The organism is Bacteroides sp. An269 (assembly GCF_002159755.1).
Taxonomy (GTDB): domain Bacteria; phylum Bacteroidota; class Bacteroidia; order Bacteroidales; family Bacteroidaceae; genus Phocaeicola; species Phocaeicola intestinalis.
In genome coordinates this window covers 24,275-42,147 of record NZ_NFJG01000005.1, presented here as the reverse complement: position 1 = coordinate 42,147, position 17,873 = coordinate 24,275, and the positions used below count along the sequence as shown (strand labels likewise).

The window sequence follows — 17,873 nt, the reverse complement described above, 5'->3', positions numbered from 1 at the left end:
AAGAAAAAACATAAGAGCAATGGCACACAAGAATGACTATCAAATCCAAAAGCAGTTAGACAAGCCTCAGACTTGGTTCTGCAAATACTATCCCGCACGCATCCGCAATGTGGGTGAGAAGGAGATTGCCGACAGACAATTAGTGTTTGACTTCAAGGACGGAAGAGCCTACGAGGAAGTGGCGCAGCGCACCGCAGAGAATATGCTGACACTCTACGGCAAGGGTTGCGTGAACATCGTCTTCGCCCCCGTTCCAGCATCCACAAGCGAGAGCAACGAACTCCGCTACAAGGCTTTCTGCCACAGGGTGTGTGAATTGACAGGAGCGGAAAACGGCTACGAGCACGTGAGGGTATGCGGAGAGCGTAAGACCATCCACGATAACCGCAAGAACGAGGATGAAGTCCGCAAGGCGAATGTCGTTGAGTTTGATGAGCCGTTCTTCGACAACAAAATGGTGTTGGTCTTTGACGATGTGATAACCAAGGGTCTCAGCTATGCCAAGTATGCCAACCAACTCGAAAGGCTCGGGGCATGTGTTATTGGCGGTATGTTCCTCGCACGCACACATTATAAAGTAAGGTAAAGTATGACAAAGTACGACAAGGCAGTGTCCGTATGCTTCAGCGGACACCGCAGCGTACCTTTCGCCAAGCGGAGGGAGTTGAAGCAATGTCTCAAATCGGAGATAGCCAAGGCGTATGCCGACGGCTACCGGTATTTCTATTGTGGCATGGCAATGGGATTTGACCTGCTGGCGGCAGAAGCCGCCCTTTCGTTGCAATGCGAGTTGAAGGACTTGCAGGTGATAGCCGTTGTGCCGTTCCGTGGTCAGTCTGACCGGTGGAGCAAGGAAGAGCAAGCCAAGTATGATGCCATCCTGCGCATCGTGGATGACGTGGTCGTATTGAGCGAGCAATACTACAATGGCTGCCTTCTGAGGCGCAACGACTATATGGTCAACCGCAGTTCACGTCTCATAGCCTACTTCGATGGCAATCCCAAGGGCGGCACGTTCTACACCGTCAGAGAAGCCAAGAGGCAGGGATTGGACATAGTGAATCTTCATAATAGTGTATAACCCATAAAACAGAAAATGCTTATGGACGATATTGTTGCAATCATCGTTTGCTACTTCGTGTTCGGAGCTTTGGGCAATGTGCTCAGAGCTTTGTTCGGCGGAGAGAGACGAAACGACTTCCGCCGTGACCGCTAAGCGTCTTTAAACCAAGATACGCTGACAGCCATACGTCTGCACCTTACCCCAAAAAGATGCAGCGGATAATTGTGTCCGTAGGCAAGGATATTCAGATTCCTCACCTTAACATTTTGATAAAAATAAAGATACTGCTGCCTATATTTCAAGACAGCAGTATAAACCTTACTCTGCAGGTGCCCATTTGCAACGCACAGGAGAGACGATTGCACCCTCTGCTTTCAGCTGCTTCATGGCTGCATCTACCTCTTTGCGGTCGAGACCGCTGAGTTCTGCGATTTTACCTGCGTTGAGAGGCTGACCAGCCTCTTTCATTGTTGCCAATACTTTTTCTTTTGCGTCCATTGTTTTGATGATTTGATGTTTTGTTTATAATCTTGTTATTAACTCTTGTATTTTGTCTTCCCTTATAATCTTCGGTTGTGCCTTACCTGCCAGAACGAGAATTTTCTTCCCGTTTCTGTAGATGTGCAGCTGTCTGCTTCGTACCACTGCTGTCAAGGTCTCATCATCCTGCATGGCTTGCCATATCGGATAATACACACCTTCTGGTTCAAACAACTTCTTCTGAAGGTGTGAGCACATGTTGGTTGTATCTATTGTCATATCGTTACGTCATATCATTAACATGATTCTGCCAGCTTCTTTTGTGAACATTTCAGGGAAACGGCAGATTGTTGCATACACCTGCTTGCTTGTCACAGGCTGACCGTCCTTTCTCAGGTGCAGCCTATGACGATTGATGGCATCGGCAATCTGGTCGGTTGTCATGCCGCCATTTCGCTTTACCATCACATATACTATGGCTTCTTCTATCTTCATCCTTTATTCATCTGTTTTTCAATCCATGCCATCAATACGGCAACAGCATATTCCTGTTCTTCCTTGGTCAGTGCCCTGCCTGCTGAGATGTGATGCCACTTGAAGAAGCATCCCCGGCAACAACAGCCAGTGGCATGTTGAGCCAGGAAAACAGGATGCCCACGCATGGGAGTCTGCTTGCCGTCGTTCGGTATGACAGCCGGAGCAAGTCTTTTTGCCACAAAGTCCTCTGCGTGTTTTCGTATCGTCGGCAATCCCTTTTCCATTACATACTCCCTGTCTTGCTTGGACAGATGGAACCGGCTGCGAAAATCAGACTTTGCCAATCTCTCAAAGAGATTCGTCAGGTCATACTCTTTCTTATCACCAGGAACGCTTTCTTGCGGCTCTTCCTCTTGGAACAACGATGGATATATGTATTTCTGTGACATCATTATCTGTTGCTTCTGATTTCTAATGTTATATCCATATATGACCGCTTGCCGTCTATATAGTCTGCATAGAGTATTTCTTCGCTTCTGCCTTTCAGAATATGGCACTTACCGCACAGCTCACAGTTGTGCAGACATCTCCATTCATTCAGAACGTAATCCAAACGTTCCTCTCGTGTAGATGATTCAATAGAGGGTGTGCTCATAATCAGTGTCTCCCACAGCGTGGTCAATCAGTGCCTGAAACTCTTCTTCCGTATAGTCTTCTTCCCAACCATACGTTACGTCCTTTATGCCCAAAGTAAACCCTAATGCCTCAGAATAGGATATGCCAATTTCAGCTGCAAGGTCTCTTGCCGCTTGAAAAATCTGCTCTTCTTTGCTTAAGGGCAGTTGTTTCGCTTTCTTATGTTTTTTCTTTGGTTTCCCCATTTGAGTATATTCGTTTAATAATCAGCGTTGATGGGCATCTTGAAATTCCTGTATTTCTTTCGGAGTTCCTCATTTTGCGCCTTCATTTCCTCATACATATCATTCAGTGCGTCAGGAAATCCCCATCCACAAGGGCTTGCCCAACGAAGGCATTGCTTGATTCGGGAATCATACTTGTCCCAAAGGTCATAAAGCACGATGTGGCGCAATGTCTTGTCGAAATTACTCTCAACAGAATCATAGAATTGCTCCCACATGTCTCCATAGTCATAAGTGAACTGACAGGCATTCTCCATATAGAACACCATCAATTCTGCGACTGAATCTTCCGAAGGCTTCAGTTTCTTGAAGTCGGACAATGCCTTGCGGCACACTGAGAAGCGTGTCTTTGGCTCTCTGTTTCTGCTCGGATAGAACTCTTCCCGTATGATGTGCTTATACTCTTCCAGCTTCTGGCCCTCATTCGGCTCTGCATAGAAGTCAAGATATTCCTTTGCCTCTTTCCGTGCAGAATAAAGTTCCAATACCATTTTTATTATTTCACTCTTGTCCATGGACATGAGGACAGACTTTAATTTAGATTTTGACATTTCTGCTCTTTTATCTTAAAAACGGGTCAATCGTTGCCAGCAACTCTGATTTCTGCATCACACCGCTCGTCCTCCACAACACTTCGCCGCGTCTGAACAGCATCAATGTGGGCACAGACTGTATGACATACTGACTTGCAGTCACCCCATACTTGTCCACATCTACCTTGATGATGCGGATTCTGTCACCCAACACTTCCTTCACCTGCTCAAGGATGGGGTGCATCATCTTGCATGGCTGGCACCAGGTGGCGAAGAAATCGACCAAGACAAGTTGGTCACTTGATATAACGTCTTTGAATGTTTCCATTACGATTTTCTGTAAAATTATGCTATTTTCTTTCCTGTTATCTTACAATACTGCCCTGCAAATGTTAAAATCGAGAAGAATTCTTTGAAAAACCTTCGTTATTTCAAAGAATATTCGTACCTTTGCAGCGCTCATCTATAGATAGAAGGAGTTTCGAGACCCGGTTGCCTTTGATGCAATTCGGGTCTTGCGTTTTATAGTGGTGTCTGCAATCTCTTTTTCATCTTCTTTTCCAAAGCCTTTAGTCCATACTCTTTGTTAAGATGGTATGCTGTCAACAGATAGAATCCGTTGCTACGTTGTTGTTCCAAGACAATAACATACTTTTCCACTTTATCATAGATGTATGTTTTCTTGACCTTACGCTTTTTGCCGTCCCTCTCTTCTATGGTAAATACATCCAGATTGTCTGGTGTCAATTCTCTCACATGGTGATTTATCCAATGAAGCCTTTGTGAACGAGCCATCTCGAATACTCGCTTTGGATAAGTCGTACCGTCTTCGTTCTCAACCATGATTTCTTCACAGGTAAGATGCTTGAACAATCTTGCCATGTCAATCTCGCCATCTGTCTTTATAGGATAGATGCGCCACCCTCTGAATGAGAATTGACAGTTATCTTCTATATCACGCTTGAATATTGCATGAAGATCATGCTCTCTTTCTCGTTCACTGAGATATGCCAGTTCCAGCAGCTCAGGGTATTTCTTGATAATATTCAAACTGCTCATTGGCTATTTCAGTGCGATAAAAAACAAATTAAACTTCTTTCTAAATTTGGGAGTTGTGGTGTTGAGACTGATATTACTGTGTTTTTTTATCTTTTCAATCAGCTTCATTTTGGCTCTCACCCTTCCTTCAACTTCTCCCTTTTCATATCTAAGGTTGTAGTTGATGGCTCCCATTAGAACATCTGCCAATTGGATGAAGACACTTTCGTGTGAACGTATAAACTGAAACCTGCCAATGGAAGAGTTGTATTCCATTATTTTTCTGAGCCTCTCCAGCTTATCGCTACTGCATGTGTCCTTGATATCCATATATATGTTATATGTATAATCCATGTCCATCTTGTGATGCAGCAATTGGTAGTACATGCGAAAGTAGAAATCATTAAACGTATAGTCTTCTCGTTTCTCGTCAATCTGACTCTTGTCAACAACCACAGCCCTAAATTCCATGTCATTCATAAAGAACCAGTCTATAAGCTCTGCATAGACTTTATACGTGGCCTCGTGGACATTTGTCCATTTCAGCTCATCACTATAGCCGTGCTTCTTCTTAATATCTTTTATGGCATCTTTTGCCATGCGGATTTGTGTGTATGCTATACTTGTACATCCCAAAAGCATGTAGGGATGACCGTCATGCACCATGTGGGTGCTTTCATCACAGTAGATGTTGAATGTCTTATTCATTGTATCTGTTTTTTGTTTATTCTTTATTCCTTTTCTTCAGCGGTCCACTATGAGGTCCACGGTTCAGCGTCACACCATGCTTGTTGAGTATGCGGAACACGGAACTTCGGCTTGTGAAGCCGCTGATGGCAAAGATGTCATCTATGCTGTGCCCCTCGTTGTACATGTTCACGATATTCTTCTCACGCTCCAGTTTCGACAGTGCCCTTTCCGACTTCTTGGGCGGCCGGATATTCTGTTGCAGATGGATGATGTGTGCCGATGCCTTGCGCAGCACGGCACACTCCTCAGAGAGTGACCCGAACATACGGATGACCTGTGAGGGCTTGGTGTCGGGGAAAAGTTCGTCAAACGTATCGATGCGGTCTTGGATGGAGATGATGCGAACCACCTTCACACGGCAGTATTCTATGAATGTAGCCAGTTCACGGGTGCCACGCAGTGCGTTACTGAACCTCGACACCACCAGCTCGTCGCCGCGCTCCAGACTCGATATGAGCTGCTTCCACATCGGGCGCAGCCTCTCGTGTTCGGACAGTTCCTCTATCACCTGAACACAGCCGTATTGCTGCATCCAAGCCTTGTCTTCTGCATACTCTTCGCCATTGGTGGCGATAAAGATGTAACCTACTTTTGCCATACTGTTGTACGCTATTAAATGAAATCAAGTGCAAAGGTACACTATTTTTCCGAGAAACAATCATACTTGAACGAAAAATCATACTTAAACACGATAATTTGCCATTTTCTTTTCACTTGATTTCATTGAAAATCATACTCGCAAGTATGATACACAAATAAGATTAAACTTACTGTCATTCTTGCAAATATATCGCTGAAACGCATTAACTTTGCACCGTCAATTTCAAAATCAGACTCAAAATAATGACAACAATGAAATATGAAACCCAACTTTTCGGAGGACAAACCAACCTCCATTGCATGAAGCAAATATTGCATAATGCAAAATCAAACTCGCATGGCTGTATCAGACTTGCCATTTGTATTGCCACTGCGTTTGCCGTAGTCATGCTGACAGCATGTTCAGACGGAAACGGCACGAAGTCGTTCCATTCGAGCGATGAAGCCATCAGAGAGTATCATGGCTTTCTGACCACTCTTCGACAGAACGGCAAGGTCTCAATTCAGACATTAGTTAAGATTGTCAACGAATGGCGCGTGTTGGACGATTCCGTGACATCGTGCATCTCACGTGACACTGTCAGGAAAGCCCACTCATACCCGTTCACGGTATATCATGAGTTGAACGACTCCATCCACATCGAGCTGTGCCGTATGGCGATGTCTAAGCAACGCACCTTTCACGACCTGCTCTATCTCAGAGAACAGACCTCTTCCCATGTTGGTGATGAGGAACTACAGCAAGCCGTGAAGGAAGCACAGCCATTCTTCGCTTCCTTGGATAGCCTGCCTATATATAATAAAGGTGGTAAACAGGCGGTACTGAAGCGTTACCTGCTGTTCCTGCAAAAATCCGCCAAGCAAGGCATTCACGGCAAGGAAGACCTGCTCGCTTTCATCAAGGAAGAGCATTTGTATTTCAAATCCTTCCTGCAATACCTGCCGGATTTTGCTGACGATGACATCGGTGACATCAGACGAAACACCGAACACTGCTGTCGGGAGATACTCCGTGCCGCCGACCGCAAGGATTTGTCCCACAAGGATGCAATGATATACCTCTCCATGCGCACCAACCACCGTCTGCTGCGCAACGCACAAGCGGCTATCGAGGATCTGAATAGTGGCAGGGTAAAGGACGAGCACACCATGCACGCCTACCTCCTGATGATGATGCAGCCGTTCATGACGATGGATGACCTTTCCGTGAGCGTGCTCTCCGACAAGGACAAGGCAGACCTCTACAAAATAGCCGATGCGCTCCCCAAGGAGATGGACGGTCTGGCCAAGAAACTGCACCTCGACAAGCAACGCCTGTCGGATATGCCCATGCTCATGATGAAGATTTATGTCACAAGATTATAAACACCCCAAACAGAGAATACGATTATGTTAGAACAGTTTTGCGATGATTTCCTTGCCGTCGTGCCTTTGCAGTTGCCAGAACTGCTGGACAAGCGCAAGATGGAGAAGCCTGTCAAGTATGACGATTACGTGCTTCTTACTTTCCAGTTGAACACCCCTTTCACGATAGAGGAGGTGATGGATATGCTCGAAGACGAGATGGAAATGATAATCCTCTATCACCACATTCCAAGCCGTCATACGGAGTTCGGACACAGCTGCTGTGCCTATTCCAACCCTTCTTTCGGACGGATGTTCAAGGTCAACGGCTCCACAGATGAGCGTGGCATGGTCAGCCAGATAAAAGTGACCATCTATGACTCGCTGGAGCACATGTCGGCAGATGTATGCCTCGACCTCAGTCTGCATTGCAAGAACGGGTTCTTCAAATACATGAAGCCCAAGGAGGAAGTCCTGCTCGACTTCATTTGAAAGTTACATTTGCCAGATGACAGTCCTGTTCTACCGCAACAACGCTCCATTCTGTTGTCCACAACAAAGGCCAAAGTCATGCCACAAGCTCCCGACCATCTGATGAAGGAAACGCTTTACATGAAGATTATCCATCTTCTCGACCGTCACCGCACATGGCTGGAGATTGAGAGCATCGCCACTGTCCGCAACCACACGATAGTCAGGAACGGCAGAATGACCGACATCCTCAGCCGTGTGCTTGTGGTCAAGGCCATCCACCATCATTTCCCCTACACGAGAGGGCAAGTGTGGCAGATAGCCGAGTACGACTTGGAACAGGCTATCAAGAGCCTTCGGACAACCGACGGAGCTTTCCGTCAGAGAATAATCAAGGGAGAACTGACACTGGAGGATGTGGAGCGTATCATATCCACTGCCACACACGGTGTCGTCCAGCCCGACCTGAGTCCACTTCCATTATTCACATGCTATACATATTATGACAAGTAAGATACTGTTTCTCATCCTGATGTCAGCGTTCTTCTTTGTGACGATGATTCTGCACAGAAGCCGCAGACAGTTTATGACACGGTTCTATCTGCGCATGACCGCGCTTGTGACAGCAAGGAAGCTCTACCGGTTGATGCTGCTCATCCTGCTGTACGTGTTCCACTTCCTCTACCTCTGTGTACACTATAACGACATAGGCGTAGTGGCTTCCACCATAGCGTTTGCCATATTCTTTGTCTTTATGGATGTGGAGAGGTGGCTGCAGCGTCTGCACGAGGAGCGGACACCCTTCTGCATCGCCGCGTTGGCGGCAGTGGTGTTTGTCTTCACTCCTCATCTGTTCACGCTTGCTGTCACCATCTCCTTTGTCCTTCTGGCATCACTGTTCTATCCCTCGCGCATAGTCATATCGCTGTGGAAGAACAAGGCTGACCGCAAGATGCTCCTCGAAGACACAGAAATGCTCATCATATACTACTATTAAGTATCACCTGTATCATGCCGTTCCTTTTGTATAATGGAGCTGGCGACAAACAACAGTATTCACCAAACAGATTATTGAAATGAAGAAACAGAAACATAGAACGAGTTCCGGCAAGATGTCTGAACGGATGTCCCTGTTGGAGTTCTTGAAAGAGAGGTCCGGGATAAGGCTGTCGAAGCTCGAAGCCTACCTTGACCTTGTAGACAAGGCTTCTGTACAGTACATCCCCAAGGATCTGTGCAAGCAGGAGTTCAGCCTGTCCAACGGGCAGTTTGTAATCACCATTACCGAACTGGCAGGATGCTGGCATTGGCACCGCGCCACTGTCCGCACCTTCATCGAGCAGTTGGAGAAGATGAACCAGATTTCCGTCACCCGTCTCACGAAGAGCCAAATCATCACCATCCCGATGTTGGCTGAGACACCTGCCGTTTCTCCGATTGACGCAGCCTTGGATGTGTTCCGCCAGAAGATGTGTACCGCATTGGACGAATGGCGAAGCGGCAAGATGTCCGCATCGGCTTGCGCCTCGGAATGTGAACAACTCTACGAAGATGCAACAGAGGAAGTAGCCATTATCTTGCAGAAAGCCGACAATGGCAATTCAATTGGCAAGGTGCCATGCGGAAGAAACATTCCCGAATCTGTAGGACACGCCTTTTGTATGACTGCACTCACAGCTGTCTGCGAAGCCACCTTCCATCAGGTGCTTTCGCAGGAAACAGATAACGCCCTCGTTACCTCCCTTCTTCCCTTCTTTTACAAAGACCTGGGAGGAGACTGGCTCTCATTCATCGAGGCGGCAAAGGCAATATCAGAATTGGCATTGGATGGCAGCTCACCAGCCTTGCATCAGGAAAGCGCAGCCATCAAGTCACAGTTTCAGTCACTCTGCCGACCGTTCCTTGCCATTGTAGCCAACCAAGAGGGCTCCTGTCCATCAAAAGGCTGTATTAACCTCTAATAATCACCGTACAACGCTTCTTCTTTTCTACTGGCACAGTGTTTACACGTCTGCCATTGCTGTAAAATAATCGGGCTTGCCCGTTGGTCGGAAATGAGGGAATTTGGGTAGCCTAATACCCCTCTTGGTCTCCGACCATCGGGAGGCTGTCCTTACAAGCAGCAAGCTGGAGACAGGAGAGTTGTACACACATAAAAGGAAATAGGTTATGGCAACACCAAAACAGGTTATGGATTTCCGACCATCTAAGGGAATCACCACAGCACAGAGCAACGAGCACCAACGCCGTTGGACGGAAAAGGGTTGGGGATCCGCTGAATCAACAGGCAACTACGACCGCAGCCGTGAGCGGCTCAACTTCGAGGTTCGGGGCGGCAAGGTTTGTCCTATAGACAAGAGCCGAAGCATCCCGGAGCGCATGGCAGACATCCTGCGGAGCCGTGGAATCAAAGACCCCAACGAGGGACTGGCAGAGCCACGCTTCCGCACAGTGGTCAATTTCATCTTCGGAGGCTCACGAGAACGTATGACAGAATTGGCATTCGGTGACCAGAAGGTGAATCTCACTCACGGAGCGGACAATTCGCATCTAACCCGATGCAAGGACATTGAGGAATGGGCAAAGGATGTTTACCGCTTTGTTGCGGACAAATACGGTGAGGAGAACATCGTCGCTTTCATCTTACACTTGGACGAAACCAATCCGCACGTTCACTGCACCCTCTTGCCAATCAAGGACGGCAAGTTTGCATACAAACAGATATTCGCCGGAAAGGACAAGTACGAGTTTTCTGCCAGGATGAAAGCCCTGCACAGCGAATTTGCCGATGTCAACAAGCGTTGGGGCATGGAGCGCGGAACTTCCGTCTCAGAGACGGGAGCACGCCACCGCACCACCGAAGAATACCGCCGCCAGCTGTCAGAACAGTGCACCACCATTGAGCAGTCCGTCGCCACCCATCAGCGGACACTCGCCTCGCTCCAATCGGACATCCGTCTGGCAGAGCGGAGAGTAAAAGGACTCACCTCAATGGTCAACAACCTCTTGCAGGAGAAGGCTGAGAAGGAGGCGGCACTTGCTGAATTGCATCGGCAGATTCTTGCAGGTCACGACAATCCTGATGCTCTCCGTCAGCAAGTCCAAGAGCTGGAGCAGGAACTGTCCGCTATCCAGTCGAAACTGGACGACAAGCAGGAGAAGCTCTCAGAGGCTGACCGCAAGCTCGATGCCCTGCGTGAGGAGATGACCGCCATGAAGGAGCGCACGGAGGAGTTGCGGCAGGAGGCACACAGATATTCCGATACTATCCGACAAGGTGCGGACACCGTTCTCAGAAATGCCCTTCTCGAAAACATGGTCAGCGAGTTCTCCGAACGTGTGGCACGGCTTTCCAATGAGGGCAAGGACGTGTTTGACGGTTCCCTGCTTCAGGCCTTTGCGGAGAATGGAACGGAGGTGATGTACTGTGCCACGCTTCTATTCCTCGGCTACGTCGATGATGCCACCACCTTTGCCGAAGGTCATGGCGGTGGCGGCAGTTCGTCCGACCTCAAATGGGGACGTGACGATGACGAGGATGAACGCGCTTGGGCACGCCGTTGCATGATGAAAGCTGCACGCATGATGCGCCCCTCTTCCGGCAAAAGGAAGAAACGATAAGCGGCACTGTCACGTATCACCTGTTATAGTATTCACCAGATTAAATTGAACAACATGAGAAAAATACTTATTCTATCCCTTGGCTTCGCCCTTTCATTGGGTGCGCAAGCCAAAGACTATCACCGCACGGCGGACACCACCACCGTTGTATGCAGACTTTCGGCAGACGGTATGCTTCGTCCGCTTAAACCTTCCTACATGAAAGGGGCATTGGTAGCTTCGCCATGGACGGACAACTGGTTTGTCCAAGCGGCAGGAGGAACTACGGTCTTCCTCGGCAAACCGCTCGGATGCAACGACCTATTCGGTCGCATGAAACCGGCATTCTCCGTGTCGATCGGCAAATGGTTCACACCTTCCGTCGGCGGTCGTCTGAACTATGGCGGTATGCAGTTCAACGACTGCAACAACTCCTCGCAGGACTACCAGTACCTGCGTGCTGATTTCATGTGGAATGTCCTCGGCAACCTCTACAAGGACGATGTACACACTCTTGCCAGATGGAGTGTCATTCCATACGTGGGCGTGGGTATGCTGCACAACAAGGTGAATGCCCACAAGCCCTTTGCCATTTCCTACGGCATACAGGGGCAGTATCATCTCTCCCCACGCATTGCTGTTACGGCAGAGATAGGCAACATGACCACCATGCAGGATTTTGACGGCTATGGCAAGGCACACCGCCTTGGCGACCATCTGCTGTCCGCATCCCTCGGCCTCTCTGTCCGCATCGGCAAGACTGGCTGGAAGCGAGTGATAGACGCTCGCCCGTACATCGCACAGAACGAATGGCTTTCGGCATACGCCTCATCCCTTTCTGACAGCAACAGCCGCTATCACGCCCAGCACGATCGAGATTGTCAGACTCTGGAGCAGCTGCGCAAGATTCTTGCCATCGAGGGACTTCTGGACAAGTACGGCCACCTCTTTTCTGACGATGCCGCTTCTTCCGTCACAAATGGCTATCCTCGAAACGACTACAGCGGTCTCAACTCGCTGCGTGCAAGAATGAGAGACAAGTATGGTAATGGTCAAAAGACAAAGGTCATGGAGTCCGCCTCTTGTACAGAAGAATATGGCAATGCTGAAGGTGAGCCGGAAGACGATTACCTATCGCTCATCCACTCAGGAAAGGCTTGCATAGGTGCGCCCATCTATTTCTTCTTTGAACTTGGCACTGACAGGTTGCTCAACAGGTCACAGCTCGTCAATCTCGACGAAGTAGCACGCATCGCCAAGAAATATGGCTTGAAAGTTAAGGTCATCGGCGCTGCCGACAGTGCCACAGGCAGTGAAGCCATCAATGATAACCTCAGCCGTTCCCGTGCCAGATTCATTGCAGAGGAACTGATGAAACGTGGTATGGAAAATGGCACCATCTCTCAGATTTTCGATGGCGGCATTGACGATTACTCGCCCAATGAGGCGAACCGCCATACCAGAATCCTGCTGTATCTATAGCCAGACATACAGCTCCGAACAAGAGCACTAAAACTTTTTTTTCATTGATAAATTTTAGAAAGGGAGGGCTTGTCCGTGATGGATAGGCCCTCCCTTAATCATATATGTATTAACGCATATTCTATGCGCATATCTTTTTTTTATCCGTGTTTCTCAGTACTTGACCAGTCAAGCAGGAAGTCATATATACTCATTATCTGTATGCCGTTTTCGTCGCTCCACTGCTTGGTATGTTCTCCCACGATCAGCAGTTTGCGGAAAGAGTCATCTACAAGACGCAACGACCGTTTCTCCTGTTCCATCTTTTCTGCATCGGGCATACGCCACGCCGACTGGATGTAGATCCGCTCGCTCCCTTTGTTGCAGACAAAATCCACTTCCAATGTCACCCTCTGCTGCTTTCCTTCCGTATTCCTCACTCGATGATAGACGTTACCCACATCCACGAGCCATCCTCGCATACGCATCTCATTGTAGATGACGTTCTCCATGATATGTGTCGGCTCGCTCTGACGGAACGACAGAATAGCATTCCTCAGACCTACGTCCTGATAATAATACTTGGACAACGAACCTATGTATTTCCGTCCTTTGATGTCGAACCTTTCGGATTTTTCGATAAGGAAAGCATCCTGCATATATTCCAGATAAGCCGACACTGTCTTGTCGGTTATGCTCTGCACATTGCTTACGGACTTGAACGTATTGGCTATATTCAGTGCATTGACAGGTGCTCCTATACTGGATGCTACGGTCTTCGACAATTCTTCAAATTCAGGTCTCAGTTCTATGTTGTTCCGCTCGTAGATGTCACGTAGATATACCGTGCGATAAAGGCGACGCAGGAAATCAGCCTTCTTCTCATCCCCAACCTGTGTAAGTAGTTGCGGCAAACCTCCGTACAGTCTGTATTCAGCCCAACCGTCTTCTTTCGAACCATCATACACCGTCATGAACTCCTTGAAGGATAGTGGCCACACATGTATCTCGTCACCTCTGCCTCGGAATTCCGTCACCAGGTCAGAGGACAGGAAACGCGAGTTGGAGCCTGTGACATACACATCCGCCCCTTCGGTAACTGACAAGGAAGAGAGCACCTCTACAAAGTCTTCCACCTCCTGCACCTCGTCGATGATGATATAATAAGTCTCATAGTCAATCATCATCTTTTCCACCCAGTCCAACAGGTAGTCCGGGTTCTTGAACTCTCTGTTCTTCCTACTCTCCATGTCGATGACGAGAATATGGTCTTCTCTCACGCCCTCATCCAATAGATGCTGATGAAAGAGTTTCTTCAGAAGGAACGACTTGCCTGAACGTCGCAATCCTGTGATTATCTTTATGAGCCCGTTGTTCTTTGAACGGCTCAACTGTTCTATGTATCTATATCTGTTTACTATCATATTTTACGAAAAACTGTCACTTGTGACACTTTTTCGGAGGCAAAGTTATATATTTTATCCTAAATCAAAGAAAGAAATAAAGAAAAATGCACTAAAAATCAATGATTTTCCTGTTTTGTAGTGTCTATTCCACTTGCCGATGCCCATTTTTCTTTGCAAAGTTACTGCCCGGGCGAATGGTCAAGTACCGCCATGCTAACAGGCAGAGGACTGAACGACAGCTTTCCGCAAATCAAAGATTTGGGTATTTCATTAACTCCTCCGTCTGTTTTCTTGCCTTATCGCCCTCATTCCGCAGTCTTTTGATGCACGAAAAATCAGTTCCCGACAAGAGGAGCCGAAAGGCTTCAAAAGGAGGGAAGAAAAACAAGTTGAACAAATAATTTCTTTGCGTATGGAATTACACAGATTATCAGAAAACGAGCAGGCATTTGTCGAGTGCTTCTCACGGTTCGTAAACGGTCAGATGGGGTCAGCCGCCAAGGTAGGCAATGCCCTTGCAGATGACCATCGCTATCTTATCAACGAAAAGGGCAAGGTGGTGTTTGCCTTCTTGGAACGCCTTGCCAACGACTATCAAAAAGGTCGTTATGACCAGCGTGACGAGTGGGTGTGCCGATTGGCAGCAGAGGCCATCGAACACCTTGTAGAGAACAGAATGTATTACAGAACACTTAACAACGATTGACTATGGCAAGCAGATTGATTACACCCGTATTGGAGGAGATACTGAAATCCTATCCTCTGTATTCACAGGACGGCAAAGGCAAGGATGCCGTTTGTGTGGCAATATTCTTCATCGGACACGTCCGTTGGTTCGTACTTGAAGGACAGCCGGAAGGTAACGACACCACGTTGTTCACCATCGTATGCGGTCTGCATGAAACGGAGTATGGCTATACCTCCGTCAATGAAATGGAGAGCGTAAAGGTGGATGGCTCCAAATATGGAGTGGACGAGATATTTCAAGTGGAGCAGTTGGACGGCTTCAAGCCGGTGAAACTGAAGAGCATTCCAGACGAGGATTTACAAGCATTCCTTCATAATATGGAATGACCCCAAATTAAATCAGCCGCAGGGACATTACTCCTTGCGGCTGACTATTGTTAGTACCTACTATGAGTAGTAAAGCCTACGATTAGTATATACTACGATACTACTCTCATCTTCGGAAAGCGGACTTGGCAACGTGCTCCTCTTGTACCTCTTCCTTCTGGTACTCCTCCATGTCAAGCAGTTGCTCATACGCAGAGCTGATGTTTGCGTCCATAGAATGGTTGTGGCTGAAAGGGAAGGTATGCTTCACAGAGAGTCCTGCATTGGTCACAGTCCCCACATCCAGGCTATCCTTATCCTTGTTATATTGCAGGTTCAGCAAACCACCATTCGGCATTTGGAATATCGGCATTTTTCGCTGCGCCAATTCCGAAAACTCTTCGGCGGTCATCTCCCTCGCCACAGCCTTCACGTCCTCACTGGCACGTCCTATGCCATAGCGAGTGATATGGTCACGCACTTCTTGCTCCGTATGCTTCAGGAACACCTCATACGTACCGCCGACACTCCCGTTATAGACCACTGCAAAGTCCTTGTCCTCTATTAGCAGGTCATCGCCTCTGTTCTGGCACGGCTTCCTGTAGGTCTGCTCCTCGTCCATGCCGTTCCCGTCATAGTATTCCTTGGCAAGCGTCAGCAGTCCTTGATAGTCACCTTTCTCCTTTAGCTTATCCAGTTCCGATGTGTCATCCGTTGATTGGAGATAGGCGATGGAGGCATAATAGACGTTTTCTTTCGATTGTGAAGGCTCTGTCAGGCTTTTGTACTGGGCAAAAGCCTCCTGATAATTGGTGTCAAGGTCTTTGCCGTGGTCGTAAGGAACAGAGAGTTTCACTTCCAGACCGTTACTCGTCGGCACAGCAATCTTTACAGAGTCCTCCTTCTCATGATGCTGGATATATACAGCAGAACCATTATATGCCAAGACTGCATGGTCGCCGTCATCTATGGATAGATAACTTTTCCCTTGCCCGTTTTCCTGCTCAGCCTTTTTCTCCTGGTCTATCTCCATAGCAATCTTGTCGATATGCTGCGTGAGCATTGAGGTAGCTTTTTTCACATCGAGTAGCGTGGTCTTGATGAACTGCGGCGACTCCTTCAGCGAATCCAGCCAAGACTTCAAATAGGCAGCCGAATCTCCTTTCAGATGCTTTGTCATGCCATACCGCTGAGCGGTCAGCGCAGCCGTCAGTTCTGCCACCAGTTCCTCGCGTGCATACTCTGCCGAGCCGAAGGTAGCGGGCTTGATGCGGTCTAACTGTCCCTCCGCACCCGTGGAGTGTCCCATCTCGTGGAAAAGGTTCGAGTAGAAAGACTCCCCATCCTTGAACTGCCTTTTCTCAGGCATCACAATCTCATTCTTGCTGATGGAGAAATAGGCGGAATCACCGAACATCGGTTTGATGGGACATATCCAACGGTTGTCCGCTATCATCCTATCCACGGGTTCAAAGGCAAACTGCTCGTCCTTCTCTACCTTGGGCATCGAGTATTCCTGTTCCAGTTTCTCCCAAAACTCTGGTCTGACCTCCTTCAGGTTGGTCTGCGCCACATTGAAGACATGGTAAGTCTGAAGCTTTGGATATACATTGTACTTTTCGCGCTCTTCCTGAGAGAGCAGTTTGTAGTCCTCCCACTTGATGTGTTCCTTTGTTTCCTTATTGACCACCGTAAACGTGGTGAGCATCACGGGGAAAGAATGCTCACCTTTCAGTACTGACACACGGGGCTTCTGTTCCTCGTCTTTCTTGCCAGTTTTGTTAAACTGCTGTATGCGGTCGAAGGTACAGAAGCGAGGAATCTTGTAACCCTCCTTCTCGCAATGCAGGAGCAACATCATAGCGTTCATGCCATTATATTCTCGTCCGTTCAGGTTTTTCGGCCATTGCAACGCACCTTCAGTAAACCAGGGCTTTTTCCATCCGTCTTTGCCCGACAGCGACTGAATACGCTCAATCATCATATCGGCAAACAGGTCGAGTGCCTTGTCTTCGGCACTCGGACCTTCCTTAGCATAAGGCTTTCCCATAGTCAATTAACCATTATAGGGCTGCGGAACATATTCGCTCATTTCAGACACTCGGCAGGAGAAGTCCAGTTTGTCATTGAAGACACTGACAGACAATGCCCCTTTGATGTTCGCTTTCACGCCTGGTTGCAGCCATGCCTCGCATTTGCCATCGAATAGGAAGAAACTTACCCAGATGTATTCAAATCCGTCCTGTACTTTCTCTGCGCTGAAAGCGGAGAACTGGCAGTACGGCACACCATTCTTGTCCGTCTTGTCCTCAATGCTCTTGCCCACCTTGCCGCGGAACTCCATCACGCCCTTGATGCAGTCCTCTGCCTCGTCAGGCTGGTGGCTGATGCTGCTTGCCGACAGGTTGAAATAAAGGACATCGCCCCATTTTCTTGGTACCAATACACCGGCTACCTCAATGCGTTCGCCGATGTTGCAGCTGCCCACCTCCGTCAGTGTCCCATCTTTGATGACCGACACCTCGATGGTCTTGTTAATCCCGCTCTTCGCTGGAATGACTACGTTCATGGCAAAGCTCACGAATGCCTTGCCCTCCTTGTTCGTGCGGCAGGTCGCAGCCTTGCTGACCGTTCCGCACACTGTTACATTACATTTGATCATTGCTCGATACTATTT

At 48.1% G+C, this 17,873-nt stretch carries 24 protein-coding genes; 11 read left to right on the top strand and 13 right to left on the bottom strand.

What is annotated here, in order from left to right:
- The first annotated feature begins 19 nt into the window (after nt 1–19).
- Entirely contained in the window at nt 20–586 is a 567-nt protein-coding gene (locus B5F71_RS02425) for a hypothetical protein (protein WP_005816315.1), read from the top strand.
- A 3-nt stretch (nt 587–589) separates the two neighbouring features.
- Nucleotides 590–1,081, top strand: coding sequence for an SLOG family protein (locus B5F71_RS02420; protein ID WP_005816313.1), 492 nt, complete (start codon nt 590–592; stop codon nt 1,079–1,081).
- Nucleotides 1,082–1,381: 300 nt separating this feature from the next.
- On the opposite strand, the gene B5F71_RS02415 is transcribed toward B5F71_RS02420, so the two are convergent.
- The 10 genes from B5F71_RS02415 to B5F71_RS02370 all read right to left on the bottom strand — a co-directional run bounded on the left by B5F71_RS02415 (nt 1,382) and on the right by B5F71_RS02370 (nt 5,859).
- On the bottom strand, nt 1,382–1,561 hold the full coding sequence (locus tag B5F71_RS02415; protein WP_005816310.1) for a transcriptional regulator: 180 nt from the start codon (nt 1,559–1,561) through the stop codon (nt 1,382–1,384).
- A 24-nt stretch (nt 1,562–1,585) separates the two neighbouring features.
- Nucleotides 1,586–1,822, bottom strand: coding sequence for a hypothetical protein (locus tag B5F71_RS02410; protein ID WP_005816304.1), 237 nt, complete (start codon nt 1,820–1,822; stop codon nt 1,586–1,588).
- A 9-nt stretch (nt 1,823–1,831) separates the two neighbouring features.
- Complete coding sequence (locus B5F71_RS02405; protein ID WP_005816302.1) at nt 1,832–2,038, bottom strand: hypothetical protein; 207 nt, start codon at nt 2,036–2,038, stop codon at nt 1,832–1,834.
- Nucleotides 2,035–2,472, bottom strand: coding sequence for a DUF4186 domain-containing protein (locus B5F71_RS02400; protein WP_005816300.1), 438 nt, complete (start codon nt 2,470–2,472; stop codon nt 2,035–2,037). Before B5F71_RS02400 ends, B5F71_RS02405 begins: the two co-directional genes overlap by 4 nt.
- A gap of 183 nt (nt 2,473–2,655) precedes the next feature.
- Complete coding sequence (locus tag B5F71_RS02395) at nt 2,656–2,901, bottom strand: hypothetical protein (protein WP_005816298.1); 246 nt, start codon at nt 2,899–2,901, stop codon at nt 2,656–2,658.
- Between the two features lie 14 nt (nt 2,902–2,915).
- The gene (locus tag B5F71_RS02390; protein WP_007837469.1) at nt 2,916–3,491 is read right to left on the bottom strand and encodes a DUF6155 family protein; all 576 of its coding nucleotides are present in this window, start codon (nt 3,489–3,491) and stop codon (nt 2,916–2,918) included.
- Between the two features lie 10 nt (nt 3,492–3,501).
- Nucleotides 3,502–3,801, bottom strand: coding sequence for a thioredoxin (gene trxA / locus B5F71_RS02385; protein ID WP_087207456.1), 300 nt, complete (start codon nt 3,799–3,801; stop codon nt 3,502–3,504).
- Between the two features lie 194 nt (nt 3,802–3,995).
- Complete coding sequence (locus tag B5F71_RS02380; protein WP_005816292.1) at nt 3,996–4,532, bottom strand: hypothetical protein; 537 nt, start codon at nt 4,530–4,532, stop codon at nt 3,996–3,998.
- Between the two features lie 3 nt (nt 4,533–4,535).
- The gene (locus B5F71_RS02375; RefSeq protein WP_005816290.1) at nt 4,536–5,219 is read right to left on the bottom strand and encodes a DUF3800 domain-containing protein; all 684 of its coding nucleotides are present in this window, start codon (nt 5,217–5,219) and stop codon (nt 4,536–4,538) included.
- Between the two features lie 16 nt (nt 5,220–5,235).
- Nucleotides 5,236–5,859 (bottom strand): recombinase family protein, encoded by a 624-nt coding sequence (locus tag B5F71_RS02370; RefSeq protein WP_005816288.1) that lies wholly within the window; start codon nt 5,857–5,859, stop codon nt 5,236–5,238.
- Nucleotides 5,860–6,104: 245 nt separating this feature from the next.
- On the opposite strand from B5F71_RS02370, the gene B5F71_RS02365 reads away from it, so the two are divergent.
- From B5F71_RS02365 to B5F71_RS02335, 7 genes are all read left to right on the top strand, one after another.
- A complete protein-coding gene (locus B5F71_RS02365) occupies nt 6,105–7,226 on the top strand; it encodes a hypothetical protein (protein ID WP_007837468.1) in 1,122 nt (373 codons plus the stop codon).
- Between the two features lie 24 nt (nt 7,227–7,250).
- A complete protein-coding gene (locus B5F71_RS02360) occupies nt 7,251–7,697 on the top strand; it encodes a hypothetical protein (RefSeq protein WP_004319947.1) in 447 nt (148 codons plus the stop codon).
- Between the two features lie 78 nt (nt 7,698–7,775).
- A complete protein-coding gene (locus tag B5F71_RS02355; protein WP_005816283.1) occupies nt 7,776–8,189 on the top strand; it encodes a hypothetical protein in 414 nt (137 codons plus the stop codon).
- The gene (locus B5F71_RS02350) at nt 8,179–8,673 is read left to right on the top strand and encodes a hypothetical protein (protein WP_005816282.1); all 495 of its coding nucleotides are present in this window, start codon (nt 8,179–8,181) and stop codon (nt 8,671–8,673) included. The genes B5F71_RS02355 and B5F71_RS02350 overlap by 11 nt, the downstream gene beginning before the upstream one ends.
- A 79-nt stretch (nt 8,674–8,752) precedes the next feature.
- Nucleotides 8,753–9,637, top strand: coding sequence for a hypothetical protein (locus B5F71_RS02345; protein ID WP_005816280.1), 885 nt, complete (start codon nt 8,753–8,755; stop codon nt 9,635–9,637).
- A 208-nt stretch (nt 9,638–9,845) separates the two neighbouring features.
- Nucleotides 9,846–11,297, top strand: a complete 1,452-nt coding sequence (gene mobV, locus B5F71_RS02340; RefSeq protein ID WP_005816278.1) for a MobV family relaxase — start codon at nt 9,846–9,848, stop codon at nt 11,295–11,297.
- Nucleotides 11,298–11,351: 54 nt separating this feature from the next.
- The gene (locus B5F71_RS02335; RefSeq protein ID WP_005816276.1) at nt 11,352–12,758 is read left to right on the top strand and encodes an OmpA family protein; all 1,407 of its coding nucleotides are present in this window, start codon (nt 11,352–11,354) and stop codon (nt 12,756–12,758) included.
- A 140-nt stretch (nt 12,759–12,898) separates the two neighbouring features.
- Here the strand turns inward: B5F71_RS02335 and B5F71_RS02330 are convergent, their stop codons facing one another.
- The gene (locus B5F71_RS02330; RefSeq protein ID WP_005816273.1) at nt 12,899–14,161 is read right to left on the bottom strand and encodes an ATP-binding protein; all 1,263 of its coding nucleotides are present in this window, start codon (nt 14,159–14,161) and stop codon (nt 12,899–12,901) included.
- Nucleotides 14,162–14,555: 394 nt separating this feature from the next.
- Between B5F71_RS02330 and B5F71_RS02325 the strand changes: the two genes are divergently transcribed.
- Both B5F71_RS02325 and B5F71_RS02320 read left to right on the top strand, forming a co-directional pair.
- Nucleotides 14,556–14,849, top strand: a complete 294-nt coding sequence (locus tag B5F71_RS02325) for a hypothetical protein (protein ID WP_005816271.1) — start codon at nt 14,556–14,558, stop codon at nt 14,847–14,849.
- Between the two features lie 2 nt (nt 14,850–14,851).
- Entirely contained in the window at nt 14,852–15,217 is a 366-nt protein-coding gene (locus B5F71_RS02320; RefSeq protein WP_005816269.1) for a DUF2958 domain-containing protein, read from the top strand.
- 106 nt (nt 15,218–15,323) lie between these two features.
- On the opposite strand, the gene B5F71_RS02315 is transcribed toward B5F71_RS02320, so the two are convergent.
- Nucleotides 15,324–17,246 carry a zincin-like metallopeptidase domain-containing protein gene (locus B5F71_RS02315; protein ID WP_005816267.1) on the bottom strand — a complete coding sequence of 641 codons (1,923 nt, stop codon included), beginning with the start codon at nt 17,244–17,246 and terminating at the stop codon, nt 15,324–15,326.
- A 6-nt stretch (nt 17,247–17,252) separates the two neighbouring features.
- Nucleotides 17,253–17,858, bottom strand: a complete 606-nt coding sequence (locus B5F71_RS02310) for a hypothetical protein (RefSeq protein ID WP_005816265.1) — start codon at nt 17,856–17,858, stop codon at nt 17,253–17,255.
- Nucleotides 17,859–17,873: the final 15 nt, after the last annotated feature.

What these genes read in the sequence shown, in the direction of transcription:
- B5F71_RS02410 (WP_005816304.1), bottom strand. Translation starts at nt 1,822, where the DNA reads ATGACAATAGATACAACCAACATGTGCTCACACCTTCAGAAGAAGTTG.
- B5F71_RS02345 (WP_005816280.1), top strand. Translation starts at nt 8,753, where the DNA reads ATGAAGAAACAGAAACATAGAACGAGTTCCGGCAAGATGTCTGAACGG.
- B5F71_RS02315 (WP_005816267.1), bottom strand. Translation starts at nt 17,246, where the DNA reads ATGGGAAAGCCTTATGCTAAGGAAGGTCCGAGTGCCGAAGACAAGGCA.
- B5F71_RS02400 (WP_005816300.1), bottom strand. Translation starts at nt 2,472, where the DNA reads ATGATGTCACAGAAATACATATATCCATCGTTGTTCCAAGAGGAAGAG.
- B5F71_RS02375 (WP_005816290.1), bottom strand. Translation starts at nt 5,219, where the DNA reads ATGAATAAGACATTCAACATCTACTGTGATGAAAGCACCCACATGGTG.
- B5F71_RS02355 (WP_005816283.1), top strand. Translation starts at nt 7,776, where the DNA reads ATGCCACAAGCTCCCGACCATCTGATGAAGGAAACGCTTTACATGAAG.
- B5F71_RS02350 (WP_005816282.1), top strand. Translation starts at nt 8,179, where the DNA reads ATGACAAGTAAGATACTGTTTCTCATCCTGATGTCAGCGTTCTTCTTT.
- B5F71_RS02360 (WP_004319947.1), top strand. Translation starts at nt 7,251, where the DNA reads ATGTTAGAACAGTTTTGCGATGATTTCCTTGCCGTCGTGCCTTTGCAG.
- B5F71_RS02370 (WP_005816288.1), bottom strand. Translation starts at nt 5,859, where the DNA reads ATGGCAAAAGTAGGTTACATCTTTATCGCCACCAATGGCGAAGAGTAT.
- B5F71_RS02365 (WP_007837468.1), top strand. Translation starts at nt 6,105, where the DNA reads ATGACAACAATGAAATATGAAACCCAACTTTTCGGAGGACAAACCAAC.
- B5F71_RS02390 (WP_007837469.1), bottom strand. Translation starts at nt 3,491, where the DNA reads ATGTCAAAATCTAAATTAAAGTCTGTCCTCATGTCCATGGACAAGAGT.
- B5F71_RS02310 (WP_005816265.1), bottom strand. Translation starts at nt 17,858, where the DNA reads ATGATCAAATGTAATGTAACAGTGTGCGGAACGGTCAGCAAGGCTGCG.
- B5F71_RS02420 (WP_005816313.1), top strand. Translation starts at nt 590, where the DNA reads ATGACAAAGTACGACAAGGCAGTGTCCGTATGCTTCAGCGGACACCGC.
- B5F71_RS02395 (WP_005816298.1), bottom strand. Translation starts at nt 2,901, where the DNA reads ATGGGGAAACCAAAGAAAAAACATAAGAAAGCGAAACAACTGCCCTTA.
- B5F71_RS02425 (WP_005816315.1), top strand. Translation starts at nt 20, where the DNA reads ATGGCACACAAGAATGACTATCAAATCCAAAAGCAGTTAGACAAGCCT.
- trxA (WP_087207456.1), bottom strand. Translation starts at nt 3,801, where the DNA reads ATGGAAACATTCAAAGACGTTATATCAAGTGACCAACTTGTCTTGGTC.
- B5F71_RS02380 (WP_005816292.1), bottom strand. Translation starts at nt 4,532, where the DNA reads ATGAGCAGTTTGAATATTATCAAGAAATACCCTGAGCTGCTGGAACTG.
- B5F71_RS02325 (WP_005816271.1), top strand. Translation starts at nt 14,556, where the DNA reads ATGGAATTACACAGATTATCAGAAAACGAGCAGGCATTTGTCGAGTGC.
- B5F71_RS02415 (WP_005816310.1), bottom strand. Translation starts at nt 1,561, where the DNA reads ATGGACGCAAAAGAAAAAGTATTGGCAACAATGAAAGAGGCTGGTCAG.
- B5F71_RS02405 (WP_005816302.1), bottom strand. Translation starts at nt 2,038, where the DNA reads ATGAAGATAGAAGAAGCCATAGTATATGTGATGGTAAAGCGAAATGGC.
- B5F71_RS02330 (WP_005816273.1), bottom strand. Translation starts at nt 14,161, where the DNA reads ATGATAGTAAACAGATATAGATACATAGAACAGTTGAGCCGTTCAAAG.
- mobV (WP_005816278.1), top strand. Translation starts at nt 9,846, where the DNA reads ATGGCAACACCAAAACAGGTTATGGATTTCCGACCATCTAAGGGAATC.
- B5F71_RS02335 (WP_005816276.1), top strand. Translation starts at nt 11,352, where the DNA reads ATGAGAAAAATACTTATTCTATCCCTTGGCTTCGCCCTTTCATTGGGT.
- B5F71_RS02320 (WP_005816269.1), top strand. Translation starts at nt 14,852, where the DNA reads ATGGCAAGCAGATTGATTACACCCGTATTGGAGGAGATACTGAAATCC.